The sequence below is a fragment of the Pseudomonas sp. S3E12 genome, assembly GCF_001702295.1.
Classification (GTDB): domain Bacteria; phylum Pseudomonadota; class Gammaproteobacteria; order Pseudomonadales; family Pseudomonadaceae; genus Aquipseudomonas; species Aquipseudomonas marginalis.
Genome location: NZ_MBDT01000016.1, coordinates 97,994 through 118,730 on the forward strand (window position 1 = coordinate 97,994; position 20,737 = coordinate 118,730).

Below are 20,737 nucleotides of genomic sequence, written 5' to 3' on the forward strand. Positions count from 1 at the left end.
GTCAGATATCGAGCACCAGCAACGGGGTCTTCGCGCGTGAACAGCAGGGCGTGAACTGGTCATTCAGGGCCTGTTCCTGCTCGGTGAGGAACAGGTCGCGGTGCTCCGGTATGCCCTCCAGCACGCGGGTCAGGCAGGTGCCGCAAATCCCTTGTTCGCAGGACACGGCAATCTCGATGCCATGGCTTTCCAGGACCTGGACCACGGTCTTGTCGGCGGGGATTTCGAAGACCTGGCCGCTGCTGCCGAGCTTCACCGAAAAGCCGCCGTCGCGGCTGCTGTCCACCGGTGCCGCGCTGAAGTATTCGCGGTGCAGGCAGTCTTCCTGCCAGCCCTGCGCGCGTGCGCTGTCGAGCACATGCTGCATGAACCCGCCGGGGCCGCAGACATACAGGTGCACGTCATCGGCGGGCGCTGCCAGCACTTCGGCGATGTTCAGCGCGGTGTGGGGCTGCTCGTCGAAATGCAGGAACACCCGCGCGGCAAACGGCGACGCCTCGAGCCGCTGCACAAACGCCGCACGCTCACTGGCACGGGCGCAGTAATGTAGCTCGAAGTCGGCACCCGCATGGGCCAGGCGCTCGGCCATGCACAGGATCGGGGTGATGCCGATGCCGCCGGCAAACAGCAGGCTGCGTCGCGCGTTGGCGGCCAGGGGAAACAGGTTGCGCGGTGCGCTGATGGTCAGGCGGGCGCCCTCGTGGACCTGCTCGTGCAGGCTGCGCGAGCCGCCCCGGGACGCCGGGTCCTTGAGCACGCCGATCAGGTAGCGATGACGTTCCTCGGGGTGATTGCACAGGGAATATTGCCGGATCACCCCATCGGGCAGGTGCACATCGATATGCGCGCCGGCACTGAAGGCCGGCAGCGGCTGGCCATCGACACTGGCCAGTTCATAGCTGCAAATATCCTGGGCTTCGTTGTTACGGGATACCACCACCACATCGATCATGTTCAGTCCTCGCAAAGTTGTCGCGCTGTTCAGGCGGTGGTGGTGGCGATCAGTTGCGGTTCGAGGGCGCGTTCCTTGGCAATCAGTCGCTCCAGGATCTTGCGCGATTGCACGCCACCCGCGTCGATATTCAACTTGAGCAGGTTGCGCTGCGGATGGGCCAGCAGGTTCTGTTGCTGGCGTTCGAGCATCTCCAGGTCTTCGCTGAAAATCTTGCCCTGGCCCTCGCGAATGCTTGCGGTCAGTGCCTCATCATGGGGGTTGAAGTTGCGCGCCATGCCCCAGAAGTACCAGATCGAGGTGTCGGTTTGCGGGGTGATGAAGTCGACCACGATGCTCGCGGCCTTGTGTTCGGGGGCGGCGTTATAGCCACCTTTGCCGGCGTGGGCCACGCCGACTTCGATCAATACATGGCTGGGCGGGGTGAAGCGGCAGATCTGCCAGCGGTCCACCGGCACGTCATCGGCGAGGTTATTGCCGCGCAGGGCCATGCGCCAGAACGGCGGGGCCATGATGTTTTCCATGTGCCGGGCGGTGACCACTTCATCGCCGTCCACCGTGGTCACGGGCGGCGCTTCGTCGATTTCCTTCTGGCCGATGCTGGAGGCGTGCACGTAGGTTTCGTGGGTCAGGTCCATCAGGTTGTCGATCATCAGGCGGTAGTCGCACTGGATATCGAACAGCCCGCCGCCATAGGCCCACTGGTCACTCACGGCCCATTCCAGGTGATGGATCAGCGCCGGGTCGGCCTGGGCCTGATCGCCGGGCCACACCCAGATGAAGCCGTAGCGTTCAACCGCGGCAAAGGTCTTGTTGCACGGAAAGCCGCGTACCCGCTGGCCGGGCATTTCCACGGTCTTGCCGTCGCCGCCCATGACCAGGCCGTGGTAGCCGCAGACCAGGTTGCCGTTCTCGACATACCCCAGTGAAAGCGGCGCGCCGCGATGGGGGCAGAAGTCCTCGACCGCCACCACGGCGCCTTCCTGGCCACGATAAAACACCATCTTTTCGCCGCAGATCTGTCGACCCAGGGGCTTGTGTGCGATTTCATCGGGGGTACAGGCGACATACCAGGTGTTCTTGGGGTACATGATGACTCTCCAGGCGGCGGATTGTTTTTATTTAATGGATCCATTAAATGGCTGGACTGATGGAGAGTCAATCTTGTACGGCTTTTTTATTGGGCGATTATCGAACGATTACATATCAATGGATCCACTGATTGGGTTCAGTAGCGAACCATCACTGACTTCAACTCGGTGTAGTCCTCGATGAAGGCGCTGCCGAACTCCCGGCCTATCCCCGAGGACTTGTTGCCGCCAAACGGCACCGCCGGGTCCAGCATCGTGTGCATGTTCACCCACACTGTGCCGGCCTGGATGGCGGGCACCATGCGCAGGGCCTTGCCCAGGTCGTTGGTCCACAGGCTGGCGCTCAAGCCGTAGGGGGTGTTGTTCATCAAGGCCAGCAGTTCTTCTTCGCTGTCGTACGGCAAGAACGTGGCAATGGGGCCGAAGGTCTCTTCGTTGAGCAAGGTGTCGTTGACGCTGTTGGCGAGGATGATCGTCGGCTCGACGTAACAGCCCGGCCGGTCGATCAGGTTGCCACCGTGAATGATGCGGTTGTTTTCGGCACGGGCCTTGGCGAAGAACTCGCCGAGTTTGAGCTGGTGCTGGCGGTTGGTGACCGGGCCGAATTCGGTGCGCTCATCCAGGGGCGAGCCGATGTTCAGCGTGCTCAGGCGCTGGGCCAGTTTGCCCATCACCGTTTCGATCTGCGAACGATGCACAAAGAAGCGTTCGGCGGCGGCGCAGATTTGCCCGGAGTGCAAAAAGCCCGCTTCGATGATGCCGTTGACGGCCTTGTCCAGGTCCACATCGGGCAGGAACCCGGCCGAGTTTTTCCCGCCCAGCTCAAGGGTGGCCCGGGTCAGCCCGGCGCCCATGGCACTCTGGCCCACCGCAATCCCGGTCGGCACGGAGCCGGTGAACGACACCTTGTCGGTGCCGGGGTGTTCGATCAGGCCTTTGCCGACGCTGCCGCCGCCGGTCAAGACGTTCAGCGCACCGGCGGGAAGGCCGGCGGCAATCGCCAGTTCGGCGATGCGCAGGATGGTCAGCGGCGTGAACTCGCTGGGCTTGATGATGATGCTGCAACCGGTCACCAGCGCCGAGGCGAGTTTCCAGATGGCGATCATGGTCGAGAAATTCCACGGCACGATGCCGACCACCACTCCGACCGGCTCGCGCAGGGTGAACGCGGTGTAGCGCTCGCCGGCGAAGGAGGGCAACGATGGGGTGATGGTCTGGCCGCTGATCTTGGTGGCCCAGCCGGCGTAGTAACGCAGGAAGTGCGCGGCCTGGTCGACTTCGAAGGCGCGGGAAATCTGGATGATCTTGCCCGACTGGCAGGTTTCGATCTGTGCCAGTTCTTCGCGGTGTTGCTCCAGCAAGTCGGCCAGTTTGAGCAGCACGTTGCCGCGCACCGCTGGTGCGACCTGTGACCACTGCTTGAAGCCGCGGCTCGCCGACGCCACGGCCGCGTCAATGTCGGCCGGGTCGGCGTCGGCGACATCGGCGATGACCTGGCCGGTGGCCGGGTTGATCACCTCCAACCGCTGGCTGGAATGGCTCTCGACGTAGCCACCGTCAATGAACAACCCATGGGTTCGACGGAGGAAGGCTTCAACCTGGGGCAGCAGTGGAATATCGCTCATGGGGTTTTTCCTGGTGGCAGAGATTGAAAAGCCCGAGGTTAATCCCAGTGGCCGGAACGGGCTTGACTGTGGCTGCCCAGTGGCATGTCTGTGGCTGCCAGCGCCTGTACACGGCGGATCAGCCTGAGCCTTTGAAAAGTACAATCTTGACTCTGGAAGGTGCATGTCCTGCCAGGAAGGCTCGCTCCATACTGGCCCTGCATCCGGCGCCGCGCCTTGATTTCTGGCGTTGCCCGGATATCCAATAATAAGCAGGGCCATCCATGAAAAAGCCAAACCCGCTCCTTGAAGACCTCAAGTCCATCCTGCCGACCATCGCCGCCAATGCCTTCGTGGCCGAGCGGGACCGCCAAGTGCCCGCCGAGAATATTGCGCTGCTCAAGAGCATCGGCATGCACCGTGTGTTTCAGCCGAAAGTGTTCGGCGGCATGGAGTTGTCGCTGCCGCAGTTTGCCGACTGCATCGCCTTGCTCGCCGGGGCCTGCGCCAGCACGGCCTGGGCCATGAGCCTGTTGTGTACCCACAGCCATCAATTGGCACTGTTCTCGGCCCAACTGCAGCAGGAGGTCTGGGGCACTGACCCGGATGCCACTGCGAGCAGCAGCATCGCGCCGTTCGGGCGCACCGAGGAAGTCGAGGGCGGCGTGCTGTTCAGCGGGGAAATGGGCTGGAGCAGCGGCTGTGATCACGCCGAGTGGGCGATCGTGGGTTTCCGCCGCAACAACCCCCAGGGCACCCAGGATTACTGCTTCGCGGTGCTGCCGCGCAGTGACTACCAGATCCGCGATGACTGGTTTGCCGCCGGCATGAAGGGCAGCGGCACCAAGACCTTGATCATCGACAAGGCCTGGGTGCCGGAACACCGCATCCAGAAAGCCAAGGACATGATGGAAGGCAAGTCCGCCGGCTTCGGGCTGTACCCCGACAGCAAGATTTTCTACTCACCGTACCGACCGTATTTTGCCAGCGGTTTTTCCACCGTCAGCCTGGGCGTCGCCGAGCGGATGCTGGAGGTGTTCCGCGAAAAGACCAAGACCCGCGTGCGCGCCTACACCGGCGCGGCAGTCGGTGCCGCGACCCCGGCGTTGATGCGCCTGGCCGAATCGACGCACCAGGTGGCCGCCGCGCGCGCCTTCCTCGAGAAAACCTGGGACGAACACGCCGAACACAGTGAGCAGCAGCGCTACCCCAGCCGCGAGACCCTGGCGTTCTGGCGCACCAACCAGGCCTACGCGACCAAGATGTGCATCCAGGCGGTGGACCGTCTGTTCGAAGCCGCCGGCGGCAACGCCTGGTTCGAGCACAACGAGATGCAGCGCCTGTTCCGCGACTCGCACATGACCGGCGCCCATGCCTACACCGACTACGACGTCTGTGCACAGATCCTCGGCCGCGAGTTGATGGGCCTGGAGCCCGATCCGAGCATGATCTGAAGCTGCTTTTGAAAACAACAATCAGGGCTGCGCCTGACGCAGCCCGGGAGTCTTGCATGTCTGAATCGACCTTCGACCCACGCGCCTTTCGCCGGGCCCTGGGCAACTTTGCCACGGGCGTGACCGTGGTCACCGCCGCCGACGCCTCCGGCCGCAAGGTGGGCGTTACCGCCAATAGCTTCAACTCGGTGTCCCTGGACCCACCGCTGGTGCTGTGGAGCATCGACAAACGCTCCAGCAGCCACGGGGTGTTCGAGGAGGCCAGCCACTTCGCGGTCAACGTGCTGGCGGCGGACCAGATCGACCTGTCGAACAATTTTGCCCGGCCCAAGGACGACCGCTTCGCCGAGATCGCCTATGCACCGGGGGAGGGCGGGGCGCCGGTGTTCGCCGATTGTGCGGCACGTTTTCACTGCGAGAAATACCAGCAGGTGGATGGCGGCGATCACTGGATCATGATCGGCAAGGTGGTGGCCTTCGACGATTTCGGACGCTCGCCGCTGCTCTACCACCAGGGCGCCTACTCCATGGTCCTGCCCCATACGCGCATGACCAGGCGCGACGAAAGCCAACCGCCGAGCAGCCACTTCCAGGGGCGCCTGAGCCATAACCTGTATTACCTGATGACCCAGGCGGTTCGCGCCTACCAGTCCAGCTACCAGCCCCGGCAACTGTCCACCGGCCTGCGTACCAACGAGGCGCGGATGCTGATGGTGCTGGAGAACGACGCTCGCCTCAGTACCAGCGACCTGCTGCGTGAAGTGGCGATGCCGGTGCGGGAAATCGACGACGCCGTGGCCAACCTCAAGCGCAAGGGGCTGGTCGATGACGACGAGCACGGCGTGCGCCTGACCGCGGCGGGTATCGAACAGACCGAAGACCTCTGGGCCATTGCACGGGAACAGCAGGACAAGGTGTTCGCCGAGTTCAGCCAGGACCAGATCGACACCTTCAAGACGGTGTTGCAGCGACTGATCAGCCACTGCTGACTGGCCAAGATCCGATGCCGGCAACGGCATCGGATTTTTTTGCGTCACGCTCAGCGGGCTTCGGCCAACTCATCAATCAAGCGCAACTGAAACGCCGCCAGCGCCGCGTTCGGTTGCTGCAACTGCACAAACTCCAGCATCGGGTCGCCGACCTGTGTCCTCACACCCACCAATTCCTCAATGGTCGCCAGCCCGCAAAACGGTACATAGGCTTCGGAGTAGCCGCCTTCGTGCACCAGCACCAGACGGCCCTGGCACAGGCGTTCGGCTGCTTGGCGTACAAGACGGGTCATGTGCCGGAACGAGTCACTGTGCAACAGCATTCGCGCCAGTGGGTCGACCGCGTTGGCGTCGTAGCCGCAGGCAACAATGATCAATTCCGGCTCGAAGCGCTCCAGCGCCGGAATCACGATACGCTCCATCGCGTGCAGATACGCCTCATGACCGCTGCCGGGAGGCAGCGGGATATTGATATTCGCGCCCAGCCCCACGCCGCGCCCGCGATCCGCTTCACCGCTGTAACCTGCCGGGAAACAGCCGTCCTGATGCAGGGAAATCGTCAGCACGTCGCCGCGCTCTTCGAAGATCGATTGGGTGCCGTTGCCGTGGTGCACGTCCCAGTCGATCACCGCGACGTTGCCCAGGCCACGCCGTGCTTTTGCGGCTTCGATGGCGATGGCGATGTTGGCCAGGAAGCAGAAGCCCATGGCGTTGTCGGCGAGGCAGTGGTGGCCGGGTGGACGTGACAGAGAATAGGCATTGTCGACTTCGCCGCACAGCACCGCATCCACTGCCGCCATGGCCAGCCCGGCGGAGAGCCTGGCTATTTCATAACTGCCTGGCCCGATGGGCGCGTGGGGCCCCAATTCGCCGCCCCCGGCATCGCTCATCGCCTTGAAGCGTTGCAGGTAGTTGGGCGTGTGCACCCGCAGCAGGTCTTCAGCGGTGGCCGCGTTGGCACTGCGCACCTGTAAGTGGCGGGTCAGGCCGGAAACGTCCAGCAGGCTCTTCAAGCGACGCTTGGTTTCCGGTGACTCGGCGTGGCCGGCGGCGGCAGGCGGCTGCACCCACCCGCCCACCGGTAAGGTCAAGGCGTGCAACCCGGCGCTGTGCCAGAGGCTGAGTTCGTCGAAGAAAAATGCACTTTTTCGGCTCATCGTCTTTCCATTTTCGTTGGGGTAAAAGGGCCCGTCAGGCATTTGGGCGGCTGCTCAGCATCAACGCCAGGGACAGCACGGTGACGCACGCCCCTGCGATCAGCAGTGATTGCAAACCGCCGCTGGCTTCGATCATCCGGCCAGCCACGGTCGGGCCGATGGCCAGGCCGCCACCGATCACCAGGTTGGAGGTGTTCATCAATTTTCCGGAGCGGTCGAGGTCGGCCAGGCAGGCCAGGACCAGCGGCAGGATGAAGGTCCAGGTGAACTTGAAAAGCAGCGCCGCCAAGGCAAAACGCAGCATGTCGGGCTGGCCCAGCAGCAACAGCACGGCGCCTGCCATCAACGCGTACCCCAGCAGTAACAGCAACAGGCGTGGCAGACGGTCGCCGATCAGCGAGGTACAACCGGCCCCGACGATGCCCATCACCGTGGCGAGCGCCAGAATCTCGCCACTGGCCTCGGCAGAAAGGCCGGCATGGCTGCTGATGGAACCGATAAAGGTCCAGACACCGCTCAGGCTGACGTAGAAACTCAGCAGGCCCAGAATGCCCAGTGCGGCTTTCCACCGGGAGGCGAGGGCGATGCGCTCGGCGGCTTTTTCAGGCGCCGGGCTGCCCTGGGGAAAGTGCCGTGCCAGGGGCAGAAAGAGCGTCATCAAGGCGGCGAGGATCAGGTAGCAGGCTGACAGCCCGTAGTGCTCGAACAGCCGGGGCAGGATGCTCAGACCGATCGCCCCGACCACCAGTTGCCCCATCACCCATAACCCGTAGACACGCCCGGGATTGGCCGTGGAGGCCGCACTGGACAGGCAGATGATCATCAACGAGCCACCGGCCAGGGCGCTGCAAAAGCGCAGTGCCAGGAGTATCGGGTAGTCGTGGGCCAGCATTGAAAGCAGGTTGGCGGCGATGAACAGCAACCCGGCCAGTAAGGCGGCGCGGCGCCAGTCGACACGCTTGAGCCACCACAGTGCGGGCAGGGTGGCCAGGCTCATGGCGCCGAGTTCGGTGGAGAACAGGTCCCCGATCTGTGACGGGCTCAACTGCCATTGCGTCGCCAGTTGCGCAGCCACGGCCGGTGCGGTCATGAGAATGGTCGGGGTGATGGCAGCGAACAGCACGATGGCGGCCAGCAATGCCAATGGGGATGAGGCGTGGGCGCGTTCATCGGTCAGCGGTTGGGTCTGGGTGTTCATGGGCAAGCTCCGATGAGGGGATTCAGAACACATGGACCAGGCGCAGCAGCGCGTCGGTACCGTGATAGCCGTTGTCGGTGGCGACGTTCTGCGAGAGGCCGAACATCAACTGGTTCTGTTTATCCAGCCAGTGACCAACCTCGAAGCCCACTTGGGTGTAGCGCTTGTGGGTGTTGTCGATGCGCTGGTCATTGATCCGCAATTCGCCGCCATCGGCGTGGATCAGTCGCAGTGCGCCGTAGGTGCTGGATGTGAAGTCGTAGGAGGCAAAGGCTTGCAGGCGGTACAGCGGGTCCTGTTTCAGGTCGCTGCCGAAGTAGTTGTCGTTCTTGCCGTAGAGCTGGGCTTCGAGGTTGGCTTCCAGCACCCACTTTTCGCCGATGCCCTGGGTGTAGTTGTAGACAAAGGTGGTGCCCCAGCGATTGGCACCGGGCGATACATCGGGATTGTTACCGTGGTATTCGCCCACAGGCAGGGTGATCAGGGTCAGTAGGCCGCTGTAGGTGCGCGAGGCGGGGTCGTTGATGAAAAACACCGTGCCGCCGACCTGGGGATCACCGAAACCGCTTTCTGCGCTGCGTTGGCCGGCACCCGGCAGGCGGGCGTTGATGTCGGCGAAAGGTACGATGAACTGTGGGGTGCAGAGGGTGCCGCAGAGGTCGGTGAAGAACACTTGGCGGTACGCCACGGCGTTGACCTTCAGGTCGGCCTTGCCGGTGCTGTCGGCCGGGCCGTGGAAGTCACTGGCGCGGCTTGCCGGCAGGTACAGCACGCCCAGGCTGGTACCCGAGGGGGCGCCGAAAAAGTCCCGGGCGTTGAGGTCGGCCGCACTGGCGTGCAGGCTCGACAGGCCGCCGAGCAGGGCCAGTGTGGTGGTGCGGGTGAAGGTGTGGATCATGGGCATGGCATCTCTTCTTTGAGGTGTTGTGTGGCGAACGGCTCGCCCGTGGGTGGCAGAGGGGACAAAAAAAGCGCAAAGGTGTCCCGTGGCCGTCAAAACGACAGCGAAAAAGTCAGCGCGGGTCAGTGGTGCCGATCAATCAGGCGGGGCGTGCAGCAGGTGGGCGATTCGGGCTTTGTCCTTGACCCCGAGTTTGCTGTAGATGGCGCGGATGTGATGGCGCACGGTATTGGGCGACATGCCCAGGTCGCGGGCGACTTCCTTGTAGGTCTTGCCTTCGCCGAAACCCTGGGCCACCGCATTCTCCCGAGGGCTCAGTTGCATCAGCACCGTACGGCTGCGGGCAGCCAGCAGGAGCAGGTCGCCGACCGTCGAGGCCTCGACCTGCAGGTGCTTGCCGTCATAGCCCCCGGCGTCCATCGCGACCGGCAGGCAAGGGCCGCTCCAGTCCGGCCATTCGCTCAGCAGCAAGTCGACGAAGCCACGTTCCGCGCAGTGCAGGGTGCCGCGCTGGTCGCACACGGCAAGCGCGAGATTGCGCGGGTGGGTCAGCGCTTCGCGCATGGCCACCAGGGTACGAATCTGATTGGCTGAGACCGCCGCCACCAGGTGCCGCATGAGGTTGTTCAGCAGCAGGCAGTCCTGCTCGGTAAAGCGTGGGGCGTCGGGCGCACGGTAGAGCGCGAGGTGATCGCTGAGGTGGGTTTGCGGGTCGATGTACACCACGCACAGCAATTCACCAATCGCGTAGCACGTGCCGAGCCAGTTGAGCCCGGGCCCGTTGGCGGGATTGCGCATGTCGACGATGACCGCCTGCCCCGGCACGTCGTGGACCCTGGCGATGGTCACATCGATATGGCGAATCGATTGCCAATCGGCCAGGTAGCTGCGGGGCAGGTTGTAGAGGTACGAGCTGTGTTCTTCCGGCAGGCCGTCAATCAGCGCAGCCCGGCCCCACCAGGCGCTGTCGAAGGGCAGCAACTGGCGGATGCAGCTCAGCGCCGCTTCGTGGAAGTGTTCTATGTCTTTGTCCTGCGCCAGGCGTTGGAGCTCCAGTGTCATCGCGCTGAATGCCTCCAGGAGGCTGGCGTGACCATGATCATGACGGCTCATTCGTATGTACCTCTGTGCGACATTCTTATTGTTTTCGTCACGAAGTCATTAAGGGCCGGAACGTCGTTTGGACGTGGGCAGGGCCTGGGGACAAGTATCGACGGGTTGAAAGCCGATCACCATCCTACAGATGCACGATAGCGCCCGACGCAGGGCTTTTTTGGATGGCAGCCACGCGCAAAGGCCTTGCAGGCTCGTACAAGCAATCACGCTCGGTTTGCGATCAGATCCGGGGTTTCGACTCGATCAGAAAGGGCCAGGCCGATGTTCTTCAAGAAAAAACAGCCGATGCAGGACCTTGCCGCCGTCCTCAAGCAACTGCTGGCGGGGGAGGTGTTGGGAACCCAGGCACTGCACGCTTATCCGTCGGTGCAGGCCGACCTGGAGCAACTCGCCACACAACGTGCGCAGGCTGCGCGGCAGTTGCTGTTGCTCGAGGAATCAGCCCACGATCAGGCTGCCGAAGGGGCGCGCAGCGAACAGGCACTTGCCGTGCTTCGCCAGCAATTGGAGCAGGCCGGGCAGCGTGAACAGGCGCTGGAAGCCGAGTTGCGCGAGCATGCGCAGCGCGCCCTTGCGCATCAACACGAGACGCAGATCTGGGAGCTGCTGCTCTGCACCATGACCGAAGGCTGCTGGGACATCACCGTGGTCAACGGTGACGTGCAGGATCCCGCCAGCCGCATGCGGATTTTCAATCAGTTCCGTCTGCTCCTGGGCTACGCGCCCCATGAGCTGCCCGATGGCTGGGACGCGCAGGTCAGCATCACCCACCCCGATGACCTGCCGAAGATCATGGCGATCTTCGATCGGGAAATCCTTGCGCCCCAGGGCAGCGGTGAGTACGTGTTTGAATACCGGATGCGCCACAAGACCCGTGACTACATCTGGTGCAGGGAGCGCGGGCGAGCGCTGCGTGACGCGCAAGGTCGTTTGATGCGGGTGGTCGGCGCGGTGCGTGACATCAGCGATGAGCAGTCGGCGAAGACCACCCATCAACAGCTGCTCGCACACAATCAGGCCACCTACGGCCAGATCGCCACGGTGGTGAGTGTGATCAAGGGCATTGCCGACCAGACCAACCTGCTGGCCTTGAATGCCGCCATTGAAGCGGCCAGGGCCGGCGAGGTCGGGCGTGGGTTTTCGGTGGTGGCCGATGAGGTGCGCAAGCTGGCGGAAAGCACCCGTCAGGCGACCCATCAGATCCAGACGATGCTGCATCAGCACGAACGCTAGGAGGGAGCTGCGTTGCGCAGCTCCTGAGGCCGGTCAGAAGGGCACGGCCACCGTCAACTGGCTGTAGAGGTTGGTGCCGTTGCCACCCACCTGGTTACCGCCGGAGTCGGCATCCTTCTTGGGTTGGTAGATGCCCACCAGCGGGCTGATGATCAGGTGGCTGTTGACCGCCCATTCGGCGTACAGGTCCAGCTCCCGAGCATCGAGGTTCAGCGCGTCGTGTTTGCGCAGGGTATTGAAGTCGAAGTACAGCGCGCCGACCGTCAGGTTCTCCAGGGGCGTCGCCTTGAGGCCGACGTGATGGATGCCGGTATTGCTGTTGAACGGGCCGGCATAGTTGGAGGCGACTTCACCCTGGAACCAGGTGCCGTAGCTGGTGCTGAGCCCGGTGAACAGCGGGTCCCATTTTTGCGAGTAGCGCGTGTAGCGGTAGGTCACTTTTGGCGACCAACCGACATCGGCAAAGGTGTAGCCGGCCTCGGCGTACCAGGCTTTTTCCGGCCCCGCGTCCTTGTCTTGCCAGGCGTATTCGAAGGCGAAGCTGGCGTTGTCGATACCGGCGCTGCCTTCGCCGCGCACACTGTAAGTGTCCAGGCCCTCGCGCTGTTTCTGGAAGTCGCTGGCCCACTGGTCGGTGACGTTCATGCCGTGGACCCAGGTCAGCCCCAGCGTGCCGGCGGCGGCCGTGTAGTCGAGGGTGCCCGCCGCCAGTTCGGTTTCGGCCTGGGCGCGGTTGTCCGACTTGAGCCACAGCACCGAGCCGTGCAGGCCCTCTTGCCCGCCCAGGCGCAGCACCGCCGTGCGGTCGAACGCGTGGCGTGCCGCCAGGTAATAGGCGCCGCCACGGTTCAGCGCGCCGTCAGCCGGGCCCTTGCCGAGGTTGGGGCCGTCGTCGTTGATCAGGAAACCCCGGCCGATCTTCACCACCTGGCGCCCGACGGAAAAATCCACACCGTCCTTGCCCAGCGCCGGGAACAGGTCGGCCGAGCGCCATCCCAGGTAGGCGTCTTCGATTTTGGTGGTGCGTTCGCTGCCATCGGTGTTGCCCGCCGCATCGCCGTCGCCCCAGGTGCCGGAGCTGACCCAATTGAGCGCGCCATACGCGGTGCCGTGCCCGGCCAGGCCCTGGTCGCCGCTCACCCCGTACTTGATGAAACCCTCGCGCCAGGTCGAGCCGCCCGCTGTGCCGTCGTAGTTGTGACGGCTGTTGAACAGGCCGTACACCGCCAGGAAGTCCGCATTCAGGTGGGTGTCCTCGTCGGCGTACAGCTCATAGGCCTGGGCCGGTGAATGGCCGATCAACAGCGCGATACCCAGGCCGACGGCCAAGGATTGCGTGCGTATTTTCAAGGTGTGCTCCATTGTTATAGTCCCCAGCTTGGTTAAGTCGAGGGCGCATTAAGATGACCCCAGGCGGAGGAAGTCTTTCACCTGCGTGCCACGCAATTGATCCTGCCCGCCAAGCCGCATGCCTTGGCAGGCAGCAACAAAAGCCACGGCAGACATGGGCAAGACGCTCGGTGCTCGGGAAGTGCACAGTGATTTTGCGCACGATGCCGTTTCGATCAGGGACTGGCTGGGGAGGGCTTTATCGCCGGCTCCTTGAACGGCTCGATGCATCCACTCAGAAATCCGCTTTCGAGGATCCGCACCATGTCGATCAATGACCGGCTCACACAGCATTTGAAACGCGGCAGCGTCGGGTTTCCGACCGCGCTGGCCAGCACCATTGGCCTGATCATGGCCAGCCCGGTGATTCTCACCGCGACCATGGGCTTCGGTATCGGCGGCAGCGCCTTCGCGGTGGCCATGCTGATTGCGGTGGTAATGATGCTGGCCCAGGCGACCACCTTCGCCGAGGCCGCCTCGATCCTGCCGACCACCGGCTCGGTCTACGACTACATCAATTGCGGCATGGGCCGTTTCTTTGCGATCACCGGCACCCTGTCGGCGTACCTGATCGTGCACGTGTTCGCCGGCACGGCCGAGACGATTCTGTCCGGGGTCATGGCCCTGGTGAACTTCGAACACCTCAACACCCTGGCGGAGTCCGCCGGTGGCTCCTGGTTGCTGGGGGTGGGGTTTGTCGTGGTGTTCGGCATTCTCAACGCCTTTGGCGTCAGCGCCTTCGGCAGGGCCGAGATCATCCTGACTTTCGGCATGTGGACCACCCTGATGGTGTTCGGCGTGCTCGGCCTGATCGCCGCACCGGCGGTGCAGCTGGAGGGCTGGTTCGGCGTGTCGCTGGTGGGTACCGACCTGGTCACCATTCTGTCGCTGGTGGGCATGGCCATGTTCATGTTCGTCGGTTGCGAGTTCGTCACGCCGCTGGCCCCGGACCTGCGCAATTCGGCCAAGGTCATGCCCAAGGCCATGATTTTCGGCTTGATGAGCGTGGCGACCTGCATGTTTATCTACGGCGCGGCGATGAAGCGCCAGGTGGAAAACGTGGTGCTGGATGCCGCCACGGGCGTGCACCTGCTCGACACGCCCATGGCAATCCCACGCTTTGCCCAGCAGGTCATGGGGGATATTGGCCCGCTGTGGCTGGGGATCGGCTTCCTGTTCGCTGGTGCCGCCACCATCAATACGCTGATGGCGGGCGTGCCGAGGATTCTCTACGGCATGGCGGTGGACGGCGCGTTGCCCAAGGTCTTCACTTATTTGCACCCGCGCTTCAAGACGCCGCTGCTGTGCATCCTGGTGGCGATGCTGATTCCGTGCCTGTATGCCCTGTGGTTGGGCGGTAACACCGACAACATCATGCATCTGGTGCTGGCGGCGGTGTGTGCGTGGAGTTTCTCTTACCTGCTGGTGACGCTGTCGGTGGTGATCCTGCGCATTCGTCGTCCGGACCTGCCACGGGCCTATCGCTCGCCGTTCTTCCCGTTGCCACAGATTCTTTCCAGCGTCGGCATCTTGCTGGGCATGTGGTTCATTACCCCGCCGGGCATGAACCCTGCGGACATTTATGTGCCGTTCGGGGTGATGCTCGGGATCACGGCTTCATACGCGCTGTTCTGGACACTGGTGGTACAGAAGGTCAATCCATTCAAGCCGGCTTCGGTAGAAGAAGTGCTGGCCAAGGAGTTTTCCCATGAGCCTGGCAACCCTCACAACCCTTATCTCGAGCAGGCTGCAAAAGCTGTCTGAGCTGTTCAGCGCCCAACGGGCCCCGTCCGGTTACCGGCCTGGGGTCACGCTTGAGTACGTGCGGCGCAATCTCGGGCTGGCGAGTTTCACCTCGACGGGGCCCGCCCAGGCAAGATTTTGCCTGGATGATATCGGCCTTCAGGTGGACGTGGCCGAGCGCACCGAAGCGCAATTGCTGATGCACCTGGTCATGACCGAATTCAGGTTCACGGTGCCTGCCTCAGAGCAGGGCAGTGCGCGCTTCGAACTGCACCACAGCGGGTCGATCCGGCGCACGGGACTGGCCTGCCGGCAACGGGCGGGCGCGCCGGATTTACGGGCCAGGCTCCAGGCGGCCTTGAACGATGACCCCGACCTGCATCAAGCGTTGATGGGGCTGGACTTCAAGCGCCTGCACCTCGATTTGAGCGAGCAGCAATGGCAGGTACGGCTTGAACACATGGGCGGCAGCGAGGTGGTCAACCGCATGCCGGCGTTCCGGCGCTACATCCCCTTGAGCGGCGCGCAACGTGCTGGGCTGTTGACGGTGCTGGCGTGTTTGCAGCGGGTATTGGGCGCGCTCTGAGTCGAGGAATTGGCATCATTAGTGCTTCTACAGTCGGTATCACGGACTTGTTGCGCCTATATAGATAACATGTTAACTATTAGCCAACAAAAACAAGAAACCATTGTGGAGATGCCATGAGCACCTATCAGTCTGCGCACTATGGGTTGGAAACCTGGACTCGGGATCTGCGAGCGGCCTGCGGCCATTTCGACACGGAACTGGCCTTCAACCGCTCACTGTTCATCGGTGAAGTGTCCAAGCACTCCCGGGGCGGCCTGTCACTGGCCAACCTGCGCACCAACGCCGGCCTGATCAAACGCGAGCGGCCCAATGCCGATCACGATATGGACCAGCATTGCTTCCTGGTCAGCCAGCGCAGTGGCTATTGCCAGATCACCCAGAACGGCCAGGTCATTCAATTGGCCCCCGGCGATATGCTGCTGATGGACTCCACGGGTTCGATCGAGATCAGCCCCTTTGGCCTTATCGAACATGCCTCGCTGTCACTCTCGCGCAATGAAGTGTGCAAGCAGCTGGGCAGCGCCTCGAAAACCTTCGGCAAGATCTCTTCGAGCAAGGCCTGCGGGCGCATGCTCCACGTGTTGATGGACCAGCTGTGCCGCGAGGGCCTGGAGGGTCAGGATTCGATTGAAGAGGCCGAGGCGCTGCAAGCGGCGTTTGTTTCCCTGCTCGGTTCAGCCTTTGAACTGCATGACGCCCCAGGCGACAGCGCCACATCCTTGCACGGCAGCAACCTGCGCAGTTATGTGCAGAAAGTCATCGACGAGTCCCTGACCCAACCCGGCCTGAGCCCGGTGGGCCTGGCCAGCCGCCTGAACATCTCGGTGCGGCATTTGTACCGCTTGTTTGAAGAGCAGGACGACAGCGTCTGCCGCTACATCCAGCGTGCGCGGCTTAAGCGCAGCGCGGACGATCTGACCAACCCGTTCCTCAAGAGCGAGTCGATCACCTCGATTGCCTACAAGTGGGGCTTCACCGATTCCGCGCACTTCAGCCGCTCGTTCAAGAAGCAATTCGAACTGTCGCCCAAGGATTTTCGTTCCACTCATCTGCAGCAAGCGGTCGGTGCGGCGTAGGGTATCGATGGATCAATGAAACCGCTCACCCTGTCGGCCCATAACATTTGCGCAGTCGCGGTCGAACACTTTGCCGCTTATGGCTACGACGCTTCATCGCTGAACGAAATCGCGGTCGGGGCGGGCATGCGCAAGGCCTCGCTGTACGCGCACTTTGTCAGTAAGGACGCGCTGTTTCAGACAGTCTTCGAGATTGCCCTGGCCCATGAACACCAGTACATCGCGCAGTGCTTCAAGGAAGAGGCCGGGCACCCCGGCGTGCCTGGGCAATTACACCTTGAGCGATTGCGCGGGCGCTATGCAGGGTCGGCGCACCTGCGCTTCCTGTTGCGCACGGCCTACTTTCCGCCGGCGGATATTCGCAGGGTCATTACGGCAGGATTTGAGGGGTACCTGGCGAGCATTCGCGAGGATTTCCAGCGTGCCGCGCAAGGGCGGTACAGGATGGTACGGCCCGAGGCGCTTGAGGTGTTTTGTGACGCTTACCTGGGTATCGTCGACAGCCTGCATGTGGAGCTGATCTATTCGACGCCCCAGGGTTACGTCAAACGGCTTGCAGCGTTGTCGCGGGTGTTCAGTGATTCACTGTCGCTGCTTGAAGGGGCGAGCGCTATTCAACGGATACACCGCCCCTCCCAGATTTGATCCGGTTTACATCCCGACAGAGGTCATTTCACCTCAGGCAGCGTCGACCCGCCGTCCACCACGATGGTCTGCCCGGTGATGTAGGTCGCCAGATCGGAGGCCAGGAACAGCATGGCCCCGGCAATATCCTGAGCGGCACCGAGGCGTCCCAGGGGCACGCGGCTGGCGATGTCGGCATTGACCTGGCTGTCGCCCAGGTTATCCATGGCCGGCGTGGCAATCATCCCTGGCTCGACGCCGTTGACGCGCACCTGGTAAGTCGCCAGCTCCAGCGCGGCATTGCGGATAAAACCGTTGACCCCGGCCTTGGACGCCGCGTAGTGGCTGAGCCCCGCATAGGCGACCCGTGGCCCGGTGACCGATGAGGTGACCAGCACGCAGCCACTGCCTTGGCGTTGAAACATCGGCAAGGCGGCCTGGGTCAGCCAGAATAGGGCCGAGAGATTCACCGCCAGCGTGCGTTCAAGCATGGCCGGGGTGATCTGCGCGAACGCTGTCAACGGAAAGTAGCCGGCGTTGTGCACCAGGATATCCAGGCGGCCCCAGGCCAGCTCTATGCCCTTGATGCCTTCGAACACCGCCGTCGCCTCGGCCAGGTCCAGCGCGATGGCCTCGACCCGGCAGCCGCGCGCACGCAAGCCCTCGGCCAATGCCTGGGCTTGTGCCAGGCGCAGGTCGGCGATCATGACGCGGGCGCCACGCCAGGCGAACGCCTCGACGATGGCCTGGCCGATACCCTGGGCGCCGCCGGTGACCAGCACGGTCTTGCCGCTGAAATCCAAGTCTTCAGGCATGTGCACGCTCCATATGGACGTAAGCCAGCGTGGGTACATCGACGATGCTCGAACCGCCATCGGCGACCACGCTGGCGCCGGTGATGATCGCGGCATCCGGGCTGGCCAGGAAGCGGCACACCTTGGCGATTTCCTCGGCGCTGGCGGGGCGCCGTAACGGCACGTCGGCGCATACGCGGGCATAGGCTTGCTGCAGGGTGTCGCCATGGAAGCTCATCAACGGCTGCATTTCCACGTCGGCCATGGGCGTGGTAACCCAGCCGGGACACACCGCGTTCACCCGCACGCCGCGTGGGCCGTAATCCCGCGCCAGGGAGCGATTGAGCCCGAGCAGCGCATGCTTGGCGGTGGTGTAGCCGCATACGTCGGGCCCGGCGGCCAGCGAGGCGATGGAGCCGAGCAGCACGATATTGCCGGCGCTTTCGATCAGCAGCGGCAGGCAGGCGCGGGCGCTGTAGAACGCACTGTCCAGATTGCTGCGCAAGGCCGCCTCCCAGGTGTGCGGGCTGGTCTGGGTGGCGCTGCCCACGCCATGCCCGCCGGCGCAGGCCAGCAGCACATCGAGGCGGCCGTAGCGCTCACCGATCTGCGCAACGAAACCCTCCCAGGTGGCCGGGCAGGCCGCATCGCCGACCAGCATCAGGCCGCCGGTGTCTTGCGCAACCTGCTCCAGCGGCTCGCGGCGGCGGCCGATGAGCACCAGGTTGGCGCCTTCGGCGGCGTACAAGCGCGCGCAGGCGGCACCGATGCCCGTGCCGGCACCGGTGATGACAACGGTACGTGGATCAGGCATCGGGATACTCCGTGCGGTTGAGCACTTGGCAGTAGGAGCTGACCGGAAAGTTCGACAGCTCATCGAACGACGCGCCGGCATAGCCGAAGATCTTGCCGTCGCTGCGGTGCTGTTGCAGGTCGATCAGCACCAGGCCGAGGGTCGGGATGATTTTTTCGCGCCAGACGAACAGGTACAGCTGATCGGCAATCTTGTAGTAGTGGCAGCGATCGGTATCGCACAGGCCTTGCTCCACGCCCTTGAGGCATTGCCAGGCATAGAACTGATCGTTCAGGTAGATGTGCTCGTAGACTTCGCTGGGGCTGTAGCGATACAGGTTGCGCAGGCCGGTCAGTTCCTGGGTGGGCGCGTGCGGGCATTGGCCCGGCTGCCAGGGTTGATCCAGGCTGCCGTGCAGGAAGTCCACGTCCACCGAGGTCAGGGCCTTGCCGGCCAGGGCGCGGCTGTAGAGGCCTTGCTCGGTTTGTTCGCGGTCCGGCATGCGCCCGATCACGGCGGTGAACGACGACGTGGTGGTGTCCAGCACCAGGCTGATCGACCAAGCCTGGCCGGCTTCATGCTTGATGAAGTCGACCAGGTACAGGCCCGGGCGGACCGAGGTGGCGCGGTAGGCGGCCGAACCGCTGGAGTGACCGTCGGCGGCGTGCCAGTGCAACTGCTCGGTGTCGAAGCGATGCTCGATCTGCCAGCCGTTGGCGAAGTGCAGGGTGAAGGCCTTGCCGTTGAGGTCGGCAAGGTTGGGCAGGATAAACGCGTCGGGGGCAAAACCATCGGCGAGGGCGCCTACGGTGATCCAGTCGGATGAAGTGGTCATTGCATGGCTCCGGTTGAGGGAATGGACACCCCGGATCATGCGGTTGGCAACTTGGCGCGCCTATCAACCAAAGGGTTGAGGCGGCTTACAGAAACAGCGCGGCGACCAGTTCGGTACGACTGCTCACACCCGTTTTGCGAAACAGGTGGATCAAGTGCGTCTTGATGGTCGGCAGGCCGACATCCAGCTCCAGGGCCAGTTGCTTGTTGCTCGCACCCTGACGCAATAACCATGCAATCTGGCGTTCCCTGGGCGTGAGCCCGGCCAATGCATCGTCGCAGGGCTGCATATTGGCCACCGCCATTTGCAGCAATGCCTGCAAGGCATTGAGCTGAGCCAGTTGGTCGGGGGTAAACACCCCTTGCTCCGCCGTGCGCAGCAAGGAGATGGCCGCCTGGGGCTGGTCGGCGCGATGGGCGACGATCTCCACCACATCGACCACACCGTAGCGTTGCAGGAAGTCTTGATAGCGGCGGCTGTCACGCAGGGGCTGGCGGGCCATGGCGAACCCCAGCGGCACCACCGCCAGCCCGCTGGACAGGCAATTGCGCGGTTGCAACGGGTCGAATTGGCGGTAGTTGTCGAGGTAGTCGCGGTGCATCTCACCGCTCATGCCTTGCAGCCTGAAATCACGGGCCTGCAACTGGCGGTCGACACAATAGAACGCTGCCTGGCTGGCGGGCACCAGTTGAGTGAAAGCCTGCAGGCAATGGCCGGCGACTTCCTGAGCGGGGATGGCGTGCATGGTCAGTCACCTGCGCCGGAACAAACGCTGCCGGCCGAAGCCGGCAGAGGGGAGCGATCAGACTACCGCGAAATAGTGCTTCACAAAACTCTCGCTTACCACCTCCCACAGCACCGGCGTGCCCTGGGTCACGAACCAGCTGTCGCCGGCTTTGTAGCGGGTACTCTGGCCAGTACTTTCGTCGGTCAGCACCACTTCGCCGGTGACCACCGTGGCTTGTTCGGCGAACGGGTAGACCATGCGGAACTTGCCTTGGGTGGTGCCGAAATAGGCGCTGCTGACGGCGTCGGTCGGGGCGCCGAAGGTCATTTTGCCAAAGGCTTTGACTTCGCCTTCGAGGATCTCGGAGCCGAGGTCGGCAACGGTGCCCCAGGCATCGAGGTCGGATAATTGGATGTCTTTCTTCAGGGGGGTAACGGGCATGGCAGTTCTCCTGTGAATGAAACAGCGGGGC

Annotated in this window: 19 protein-coding genes and 2 pseudogenes; 8 read left to right on the top strand and 13 right to left on the bottom strand. The window is 63.2% G+C overall.

What is annotated here, in order from left to right; all coding sequences use genetic code 11:
* Nucleotide 1 precedes the first annotated feature (1 nt).
* From BB029_RS14030 to BB029_RS14040, 3 genes are all read right to left on the bottom strand, one after another.
* On the bottom strand, nucleotides 2-952 hold the full coding sequence (locus BB029_RS14030; protein WP_065939636.1) for a PDR/VanB family oxidoreductase: 951 nt from the start codon (nucleotides 950-952) through the stop codon (nucleotides 2-4).
* A gap of 29 nt (nucleotides 953-981) precedes the next feature.
* The gene (locus tag BB029_RS14035; RefSeq protein WP_065939637.1) at nucleotides 982-2,043 is read right to left on the bottom strand and encodes an aromatic ring-hydroxylating dioxygenase subunit alpha; all 1,062 of its coding nucleotides are present in this window, start codon (nucleotides 2,041-2,043) and stop codon (nucleotides 982-984) included.
* 137 nt (nucleotides 2,044-2,180) lie between these two features.
* Nucleotides 2,181-3,668 (bottom strand): aldehyde dehydrogenase family protein, encoded by a 1,488-nt coding sequence (locus BB029_RS14040; protein WP_065939638.1) that lies wholly within the window; start codon nucleotides 3,666-3,668, stop codon nucleotides 2,181-2,183.
* 263 nt (nucleotides 3,669-3,931) lie between these two features.
* Here BB029_RS14040 and BB029_RS14045 point away from each other — a divergent pair, with 263 nt between their 5' ends.
* Both BB029_RS14045 and BB029_RS14050 read left to right on the top strand, forming a co-directional pair.
* Nucleotides 3,932-5,101 (top strand): p-hydroxyphenylacetate 3-hydroxylase oxygenase component, encoded by a 1,170-nt coding sequence (locus BB029_RS14045; RefSeq protein ID WP_065939639.1) that lies wholly within the window; start codon nucleotides 3,932-3,934, stop codon nucleotides 5,099-5,101.
* Between the two features lie 56 nt (nucleotides 5,102-5,157).
* On the top strand, nucleotides 5,158-6,090 hold the full coding sequence (locus BB029_RS14050) for a p-hydroxyphenylacetate 3-hydroxylase reductase component (protein WP_065939640.1): 933 nt from the start codon (nucleotides 5,158-5,160) through the stop codon (nucleotides 6,088-6,090).
* Nucleotides 6,091-6,140: 50 nt separating this feature from the next.
* On the opposite strand, the gene BB029_RS14055 is transcribed toward BB029_RS14050, so the two are convergent.
* From BB029_RS14055 to BB029_RS14070, 4 genes are all read right to left on the bottom strand, one after another.
* On the bottom strand, nucleotides 6,141-7,247 hold the full coding sequence (locus BB029_RS14055) for a class II histone deacetylase (RefSeq protein ID WP_065939641.1): 1,107 nt from the start codon (nucleotides 7,245-7,247) through the stop codon (nucleotides 6,141-6,143).
* 34 nt (nucleotides 7,248-7,281) lie between these two features.
* The gene (locus tag BB029_RS14060; RefSeq protein WP_065939642.1) at nucleotides 7,282-8,445 is read right to left on the bottom strand and encodes an MFS transporter; all 1,164 of its coding nucleotides are present in this window, start codon (nucleotides 8,443-8,445) and stop codon (nucleotides 7,282-7,284) included.
* Between the two features lie 22 nt (nucleotides 8,446-8,467).
* Nucleotides 8,468-9,349 carry a transporter gene (locus BB029_RS14065; protein WP_141696544.1) on the bottom strand — a complete coding sequence of 294 codons (882 nt, stop codon included), beginning with the start codon at nucleotides 9,347-9,349 and terminating at the stop codon, nucleotides 8,468-8,470.
* A gap of 132 nt (nucleotides 9,350-9,481) precedes the next feature.
* On the bottom strand, nucleotides 9,482-10,459 hold the full coding sequence (locus tag BB029_RS14070) for a helix-turn-helix transcriptional regulator (RefSeq protein ID WP_065939643.1): 978 nt from the start codon (nucleotides 10,457-10,459) through the stop codon (nucleotides 9,482-9,484).
* Nucleotides 10,460-11,143: 684 nt separating this feature from the next.
* Here BB029_RS14070 and BB029_RS34250 point away from each other — a divergent pair.
* Together BB029_RS34250 and BB029_RS34255 are read left to right on the top strand one after the other, a co-directional pair.
* A pseudogene (locus BB029_RS34250) lies at nucleotides 11,144-11,386 on the top strand (PAS domain-containing protein); the annotation flags it as partial.
* A gap of 9 nt (nucleotides 11,387-11,395) precedes the next feature.
* Nucleotides 11,396-11,683 (top strand): annotated as a pseudogene (locus BB029_RS34255) (methyl-accepting chemotaxis protein); the annotation flags it as partial.
* Nucleotides 11,684-11,728: 45 nt separating this feature from the next.
* Here the strand turns inward: BB029_RS34255 and BB029_RS14080 are convergent.
* Nucleotides 11,729-13,057: a hypothetical protein gene (locus tag BB029_RS14080; RefSeq protein ID WP_065939645.1), complete on the bottom strand. Its 1,329-nt coding sequence runs from the start codon at nucleotides 13,055-13,057 to the stop codon at nucleotides 11,729-11,731.
* A 291-nt stretch (nucleotides 13,058-13,348) separates the two neighbouring features.
* Between BB029_RS14080 and BB029_RS14085 the strand changes: the two genes are divergently transcribed.
* The 4 genes from BB029_RS14085 (at nucleotide 13,349) to BB029_RS14100 (ending at nucleotide 17,137) form a co-directional block, all read left to right on the top strand.
* Nucleotides 13,349-14,848: an APC family permease gene (locus tag BB029_RS14085; RefSeq protein WP_065939646.1), complete on the top strand. Its 1,500-nt coding sequence runs from the start codon at nucleotides 13,349-13,351 to the stop codon at nucleotides 14,846-14,848.
* Nucleotides 14,793-15,413 (top strand): DUF3156 family protein, encoded by a 621-nt coding sequence (locus BB029_RS14090; RefSeq protein WP_065939647.1) that lies wholly within the window; start codon nucleotides 14,793-14,795, stop codon nucleotides 15,411-15,413. Before BB029_RS14085 ends, BB029_RS14090 begins: the two co-directional genes overlap by 56 nt.
* Before the next feature lie 116 nt (nucleotides 15,414-15,529).
* Nucleotides 15,530-16,492 (top strand): transcriptional regulator FeaR, encoded by a 963-nt coding sequence (feaR, locus tag BB029_RS14095; protein WP_065939648.1) that lies wholly within the window; start codon nucleotides 15,530-15,532, stop codon nucleotides 16,490-16,492.
* Nucleotides 16,493-16,507: 15 nt separating this feature from the next.
* Nucleotides 16,508-17,137 (top strand): TetR/AcrR family transcriptional regulator, encoded by a 630-nt coding sequence (locus BB029_RS14100; RefSeq protein WP_065939649.1) that lies wholly within the window; start codon nucleotides 16,508-16,510, stop codon nucleotides 17,135-17,137.
* 23 nt (nucleotides 17,138-17,160) lie between these two features.
* Here BB029_RS14100 and BB029_RS14105 read toward each other — a convergent pair whose 3' ends face one another.
* From BB029_RS14105 to BB029_RS14125, 5 genes are all read right to left on the bottom strand, one after another.
* The gene (locus BB029_RS14105; RefSeq protein ID WP_065939650.1) at nucleotides 17,161-17,931 is read right to left on the bottom strand and encodes an SDR family oxidoreductase; all 771 of its coding nucleotides are present in this window, start codon (nucleotides 17,929-17,931) and stop codon (nucleotides 17,161-17,163) included.
* Nucleotides 17,924-18,724 (bottom strand): SDR family NAD(P)-dependent oxidoreductase, encoded by an 801-nt coding sequence (locus BB029_RS14110; protein WP_065939651.1) that lies wholly within the window; start codon nucleotides 18,722-18,724, stop codon nucleotides 17,924-17,926. Before BB029_RS14110 ends, BB029_RS14105 begins: the two co-directional genes overlap by 8 nt.
* Nucleotides 18,717-19,538, bottom strand: a complete 822-nt coding sequence (locus tag BB029_RS14115) for a molybdenum cofactor biosynthesis F family protein (protein ID WP_065923951.1) — start codon at nucleotides 19,536-19,538, stop codon at nucleotides 18,717-18,719. Before BB029_RS14115 ends, BB029_RS14110 begins: the two co-directional genes overlap by 8 nt.
* A gap of 85 nt (nucleotides 19,539-19,623) precedes the next feature.
* Nucleotides 19,624-20,283 carry a LuxR C-terminal-related transcriptional regulator gene (locus BB029_RS14120; RefSeq protein ID WP_065939652.1) on the bottom strand — a complete coding sequence of 220 codons (660 nt, stop codon included), beginning with the start codon at nucleotides 20,281-20,283 and terminating at the stop codon, nucleotides 19,624-19,626.
* Nucleotides 20,284-20,340: 57 nt separating this feature from the next.
* The gene (locus tag BB029_RS14125; protein WP_027603485.1) at nucleotides 20,341-20,706 is read right to left on the bottom strand and encodes a cupin domain-containing protein; all 366 of its coding nucleotides are present in this window, start codon (nucleotides 20,704-20,706) and stop codon (nucleotides 20,341-20,343) included.
* Nucleotides 20,707-20,737 lie beyond the last annotated feature (31 nt).

Excerpts from the sequence above, each read along its gene's own strand:
- BB029_RS14030 (WP_065939636.1), bottom strand. The coding sequence starts at position 952 with ATGATCGATGTGGTGGTGGTATCCCGTAACAACGAAGCCCAGGATATT.
- BB029_RS14035 (WP_065939637.1), bottom strand. The coding sequence starts at position 2,043 with ATGTACCCCAAGAACACCTGGTATGTCGCCTGTACCCCCGATGAAATC.
- BB029_RS14040 (WP_065939638.1), bottom strand. The coding sequence starts at position 3,668 with ATGAGCGATATTCCACTGCTGCCCCAGGTTGAAGCCTTCCTCCGTCGA.
- BB029_RS14045 (WP_065939639.1), top strand. The coding sequence starts at position 3,932 with ATGAAAAAGCCAAACCCGCTCCTTGAAGACCTCAAGTCCATCCTGCCG.
- BB029_RS14050 (WP_065939640.1), top strand. The coding sequence starts at position 5,158 with ATGTCTGAATCGACCTTCGACCCACGCGCCTTTCGCCGGGCCCTGGGC.
- BB029_RS14055 (WP_065939641.1), bottom strand. The coding sequence starts at position 7,247 with ATGAGCCGAAAAAGTGCATTTTTCTTCGACGAACTCAGCCTCTGGCAC.
- BB029_RS14060 (WP_065939642.1), bottom strand. The coding sequence starts at position 8,445 with ATGAACACCCAGACCCAACCGCTGACCGATGAACGCGCCCACGCCTCA.
- BB029_RS14065 (WP_141696544.1), bottom strand. The coding sequence starts at position 9,349 with ATGCCCATGATCCACACCTTCACCCGCACCACCACACTGGCCCTGCTC.
- BB029_RS14070 (WP_065939643.1), bottom strand. The coding sequence starts at position 10,459 with ATGAGCCGTCATGATCATGGTCACGCCAGCCTCCTGGAGGCATTCAGC.
- BB029_RS14080 (WP_065939645.1), bottom strand. The coding sequence starts at position 13,057 with ATGGAGCACACCTTGAAAATACGCACGCAATCCTTGGCCGTCGGCCTG.
- BB029_RS14085 (WP_065939646.1), top strand. The coding sequence starts at position 13,349 with ATGTCGATCAATGACCGGCTCACACAGCATTTGAAACGCGGCAGCGTC.
- BB029_RS14090 (WP_065939647.1), top strand. The coding sequence starts at position 14,793 with ATGAGCCTGGCAACCCTCACAACCCTTATCTCGAGCAGGCTGCAAAAG.
- feaR (WP_065939648.1), top strand. The coding sequence starts at position 15,530 with ATGAGCACCTATCAGTCTGCGCACTATGGGTTGGAAACCTGGACTCGG.
- BB029_RS14100 (WP_065939649.1), top strand. The coding sequence starts at position 16,508 with ATGAAACCGCTCACCCTGTCGGCCCATAACATTTGCGCAGTCGCGGTC.
- BB029_RS14105 (WP_065939650.1), bottom strand. The coding sequence starts at position 17,931 with ATGCCTGAAGACTTGGATTTCAGCGGCAAGACCGTGCTGGTCACCGGC.
- BB029_RS14110 (WP_065939651.1), bottom strand. The coding sequence starts at position 18,724 with ATGCCTGATCCACGTACCGTTGTCATCACCGGTGCCGGCACGGGCATC.
- BB029_RS14115 (WP_065923951.1), bottom strand. The coding sequence starts at position 19,538 with ATGACCACTTCATCCGACTGGATCACCGTAGGCGCCCTCGCCGATGGT.
- BB029_RS14120 (WP_065939652.1), bottom strand. The coding sequence starts at position 20,283 with ATGCACGCCATCCCCGCTCAGGAAGTCGCCGGCCATTGCCTGCAGGCT.
- BB029_RS14125 (WP_027603485.1), bottom strand. The coding sequence starts at position 20,706 with ATGCCCGTTACCCCCCTGAAGAAAGACATCCAATTATCCGACCTCGAT.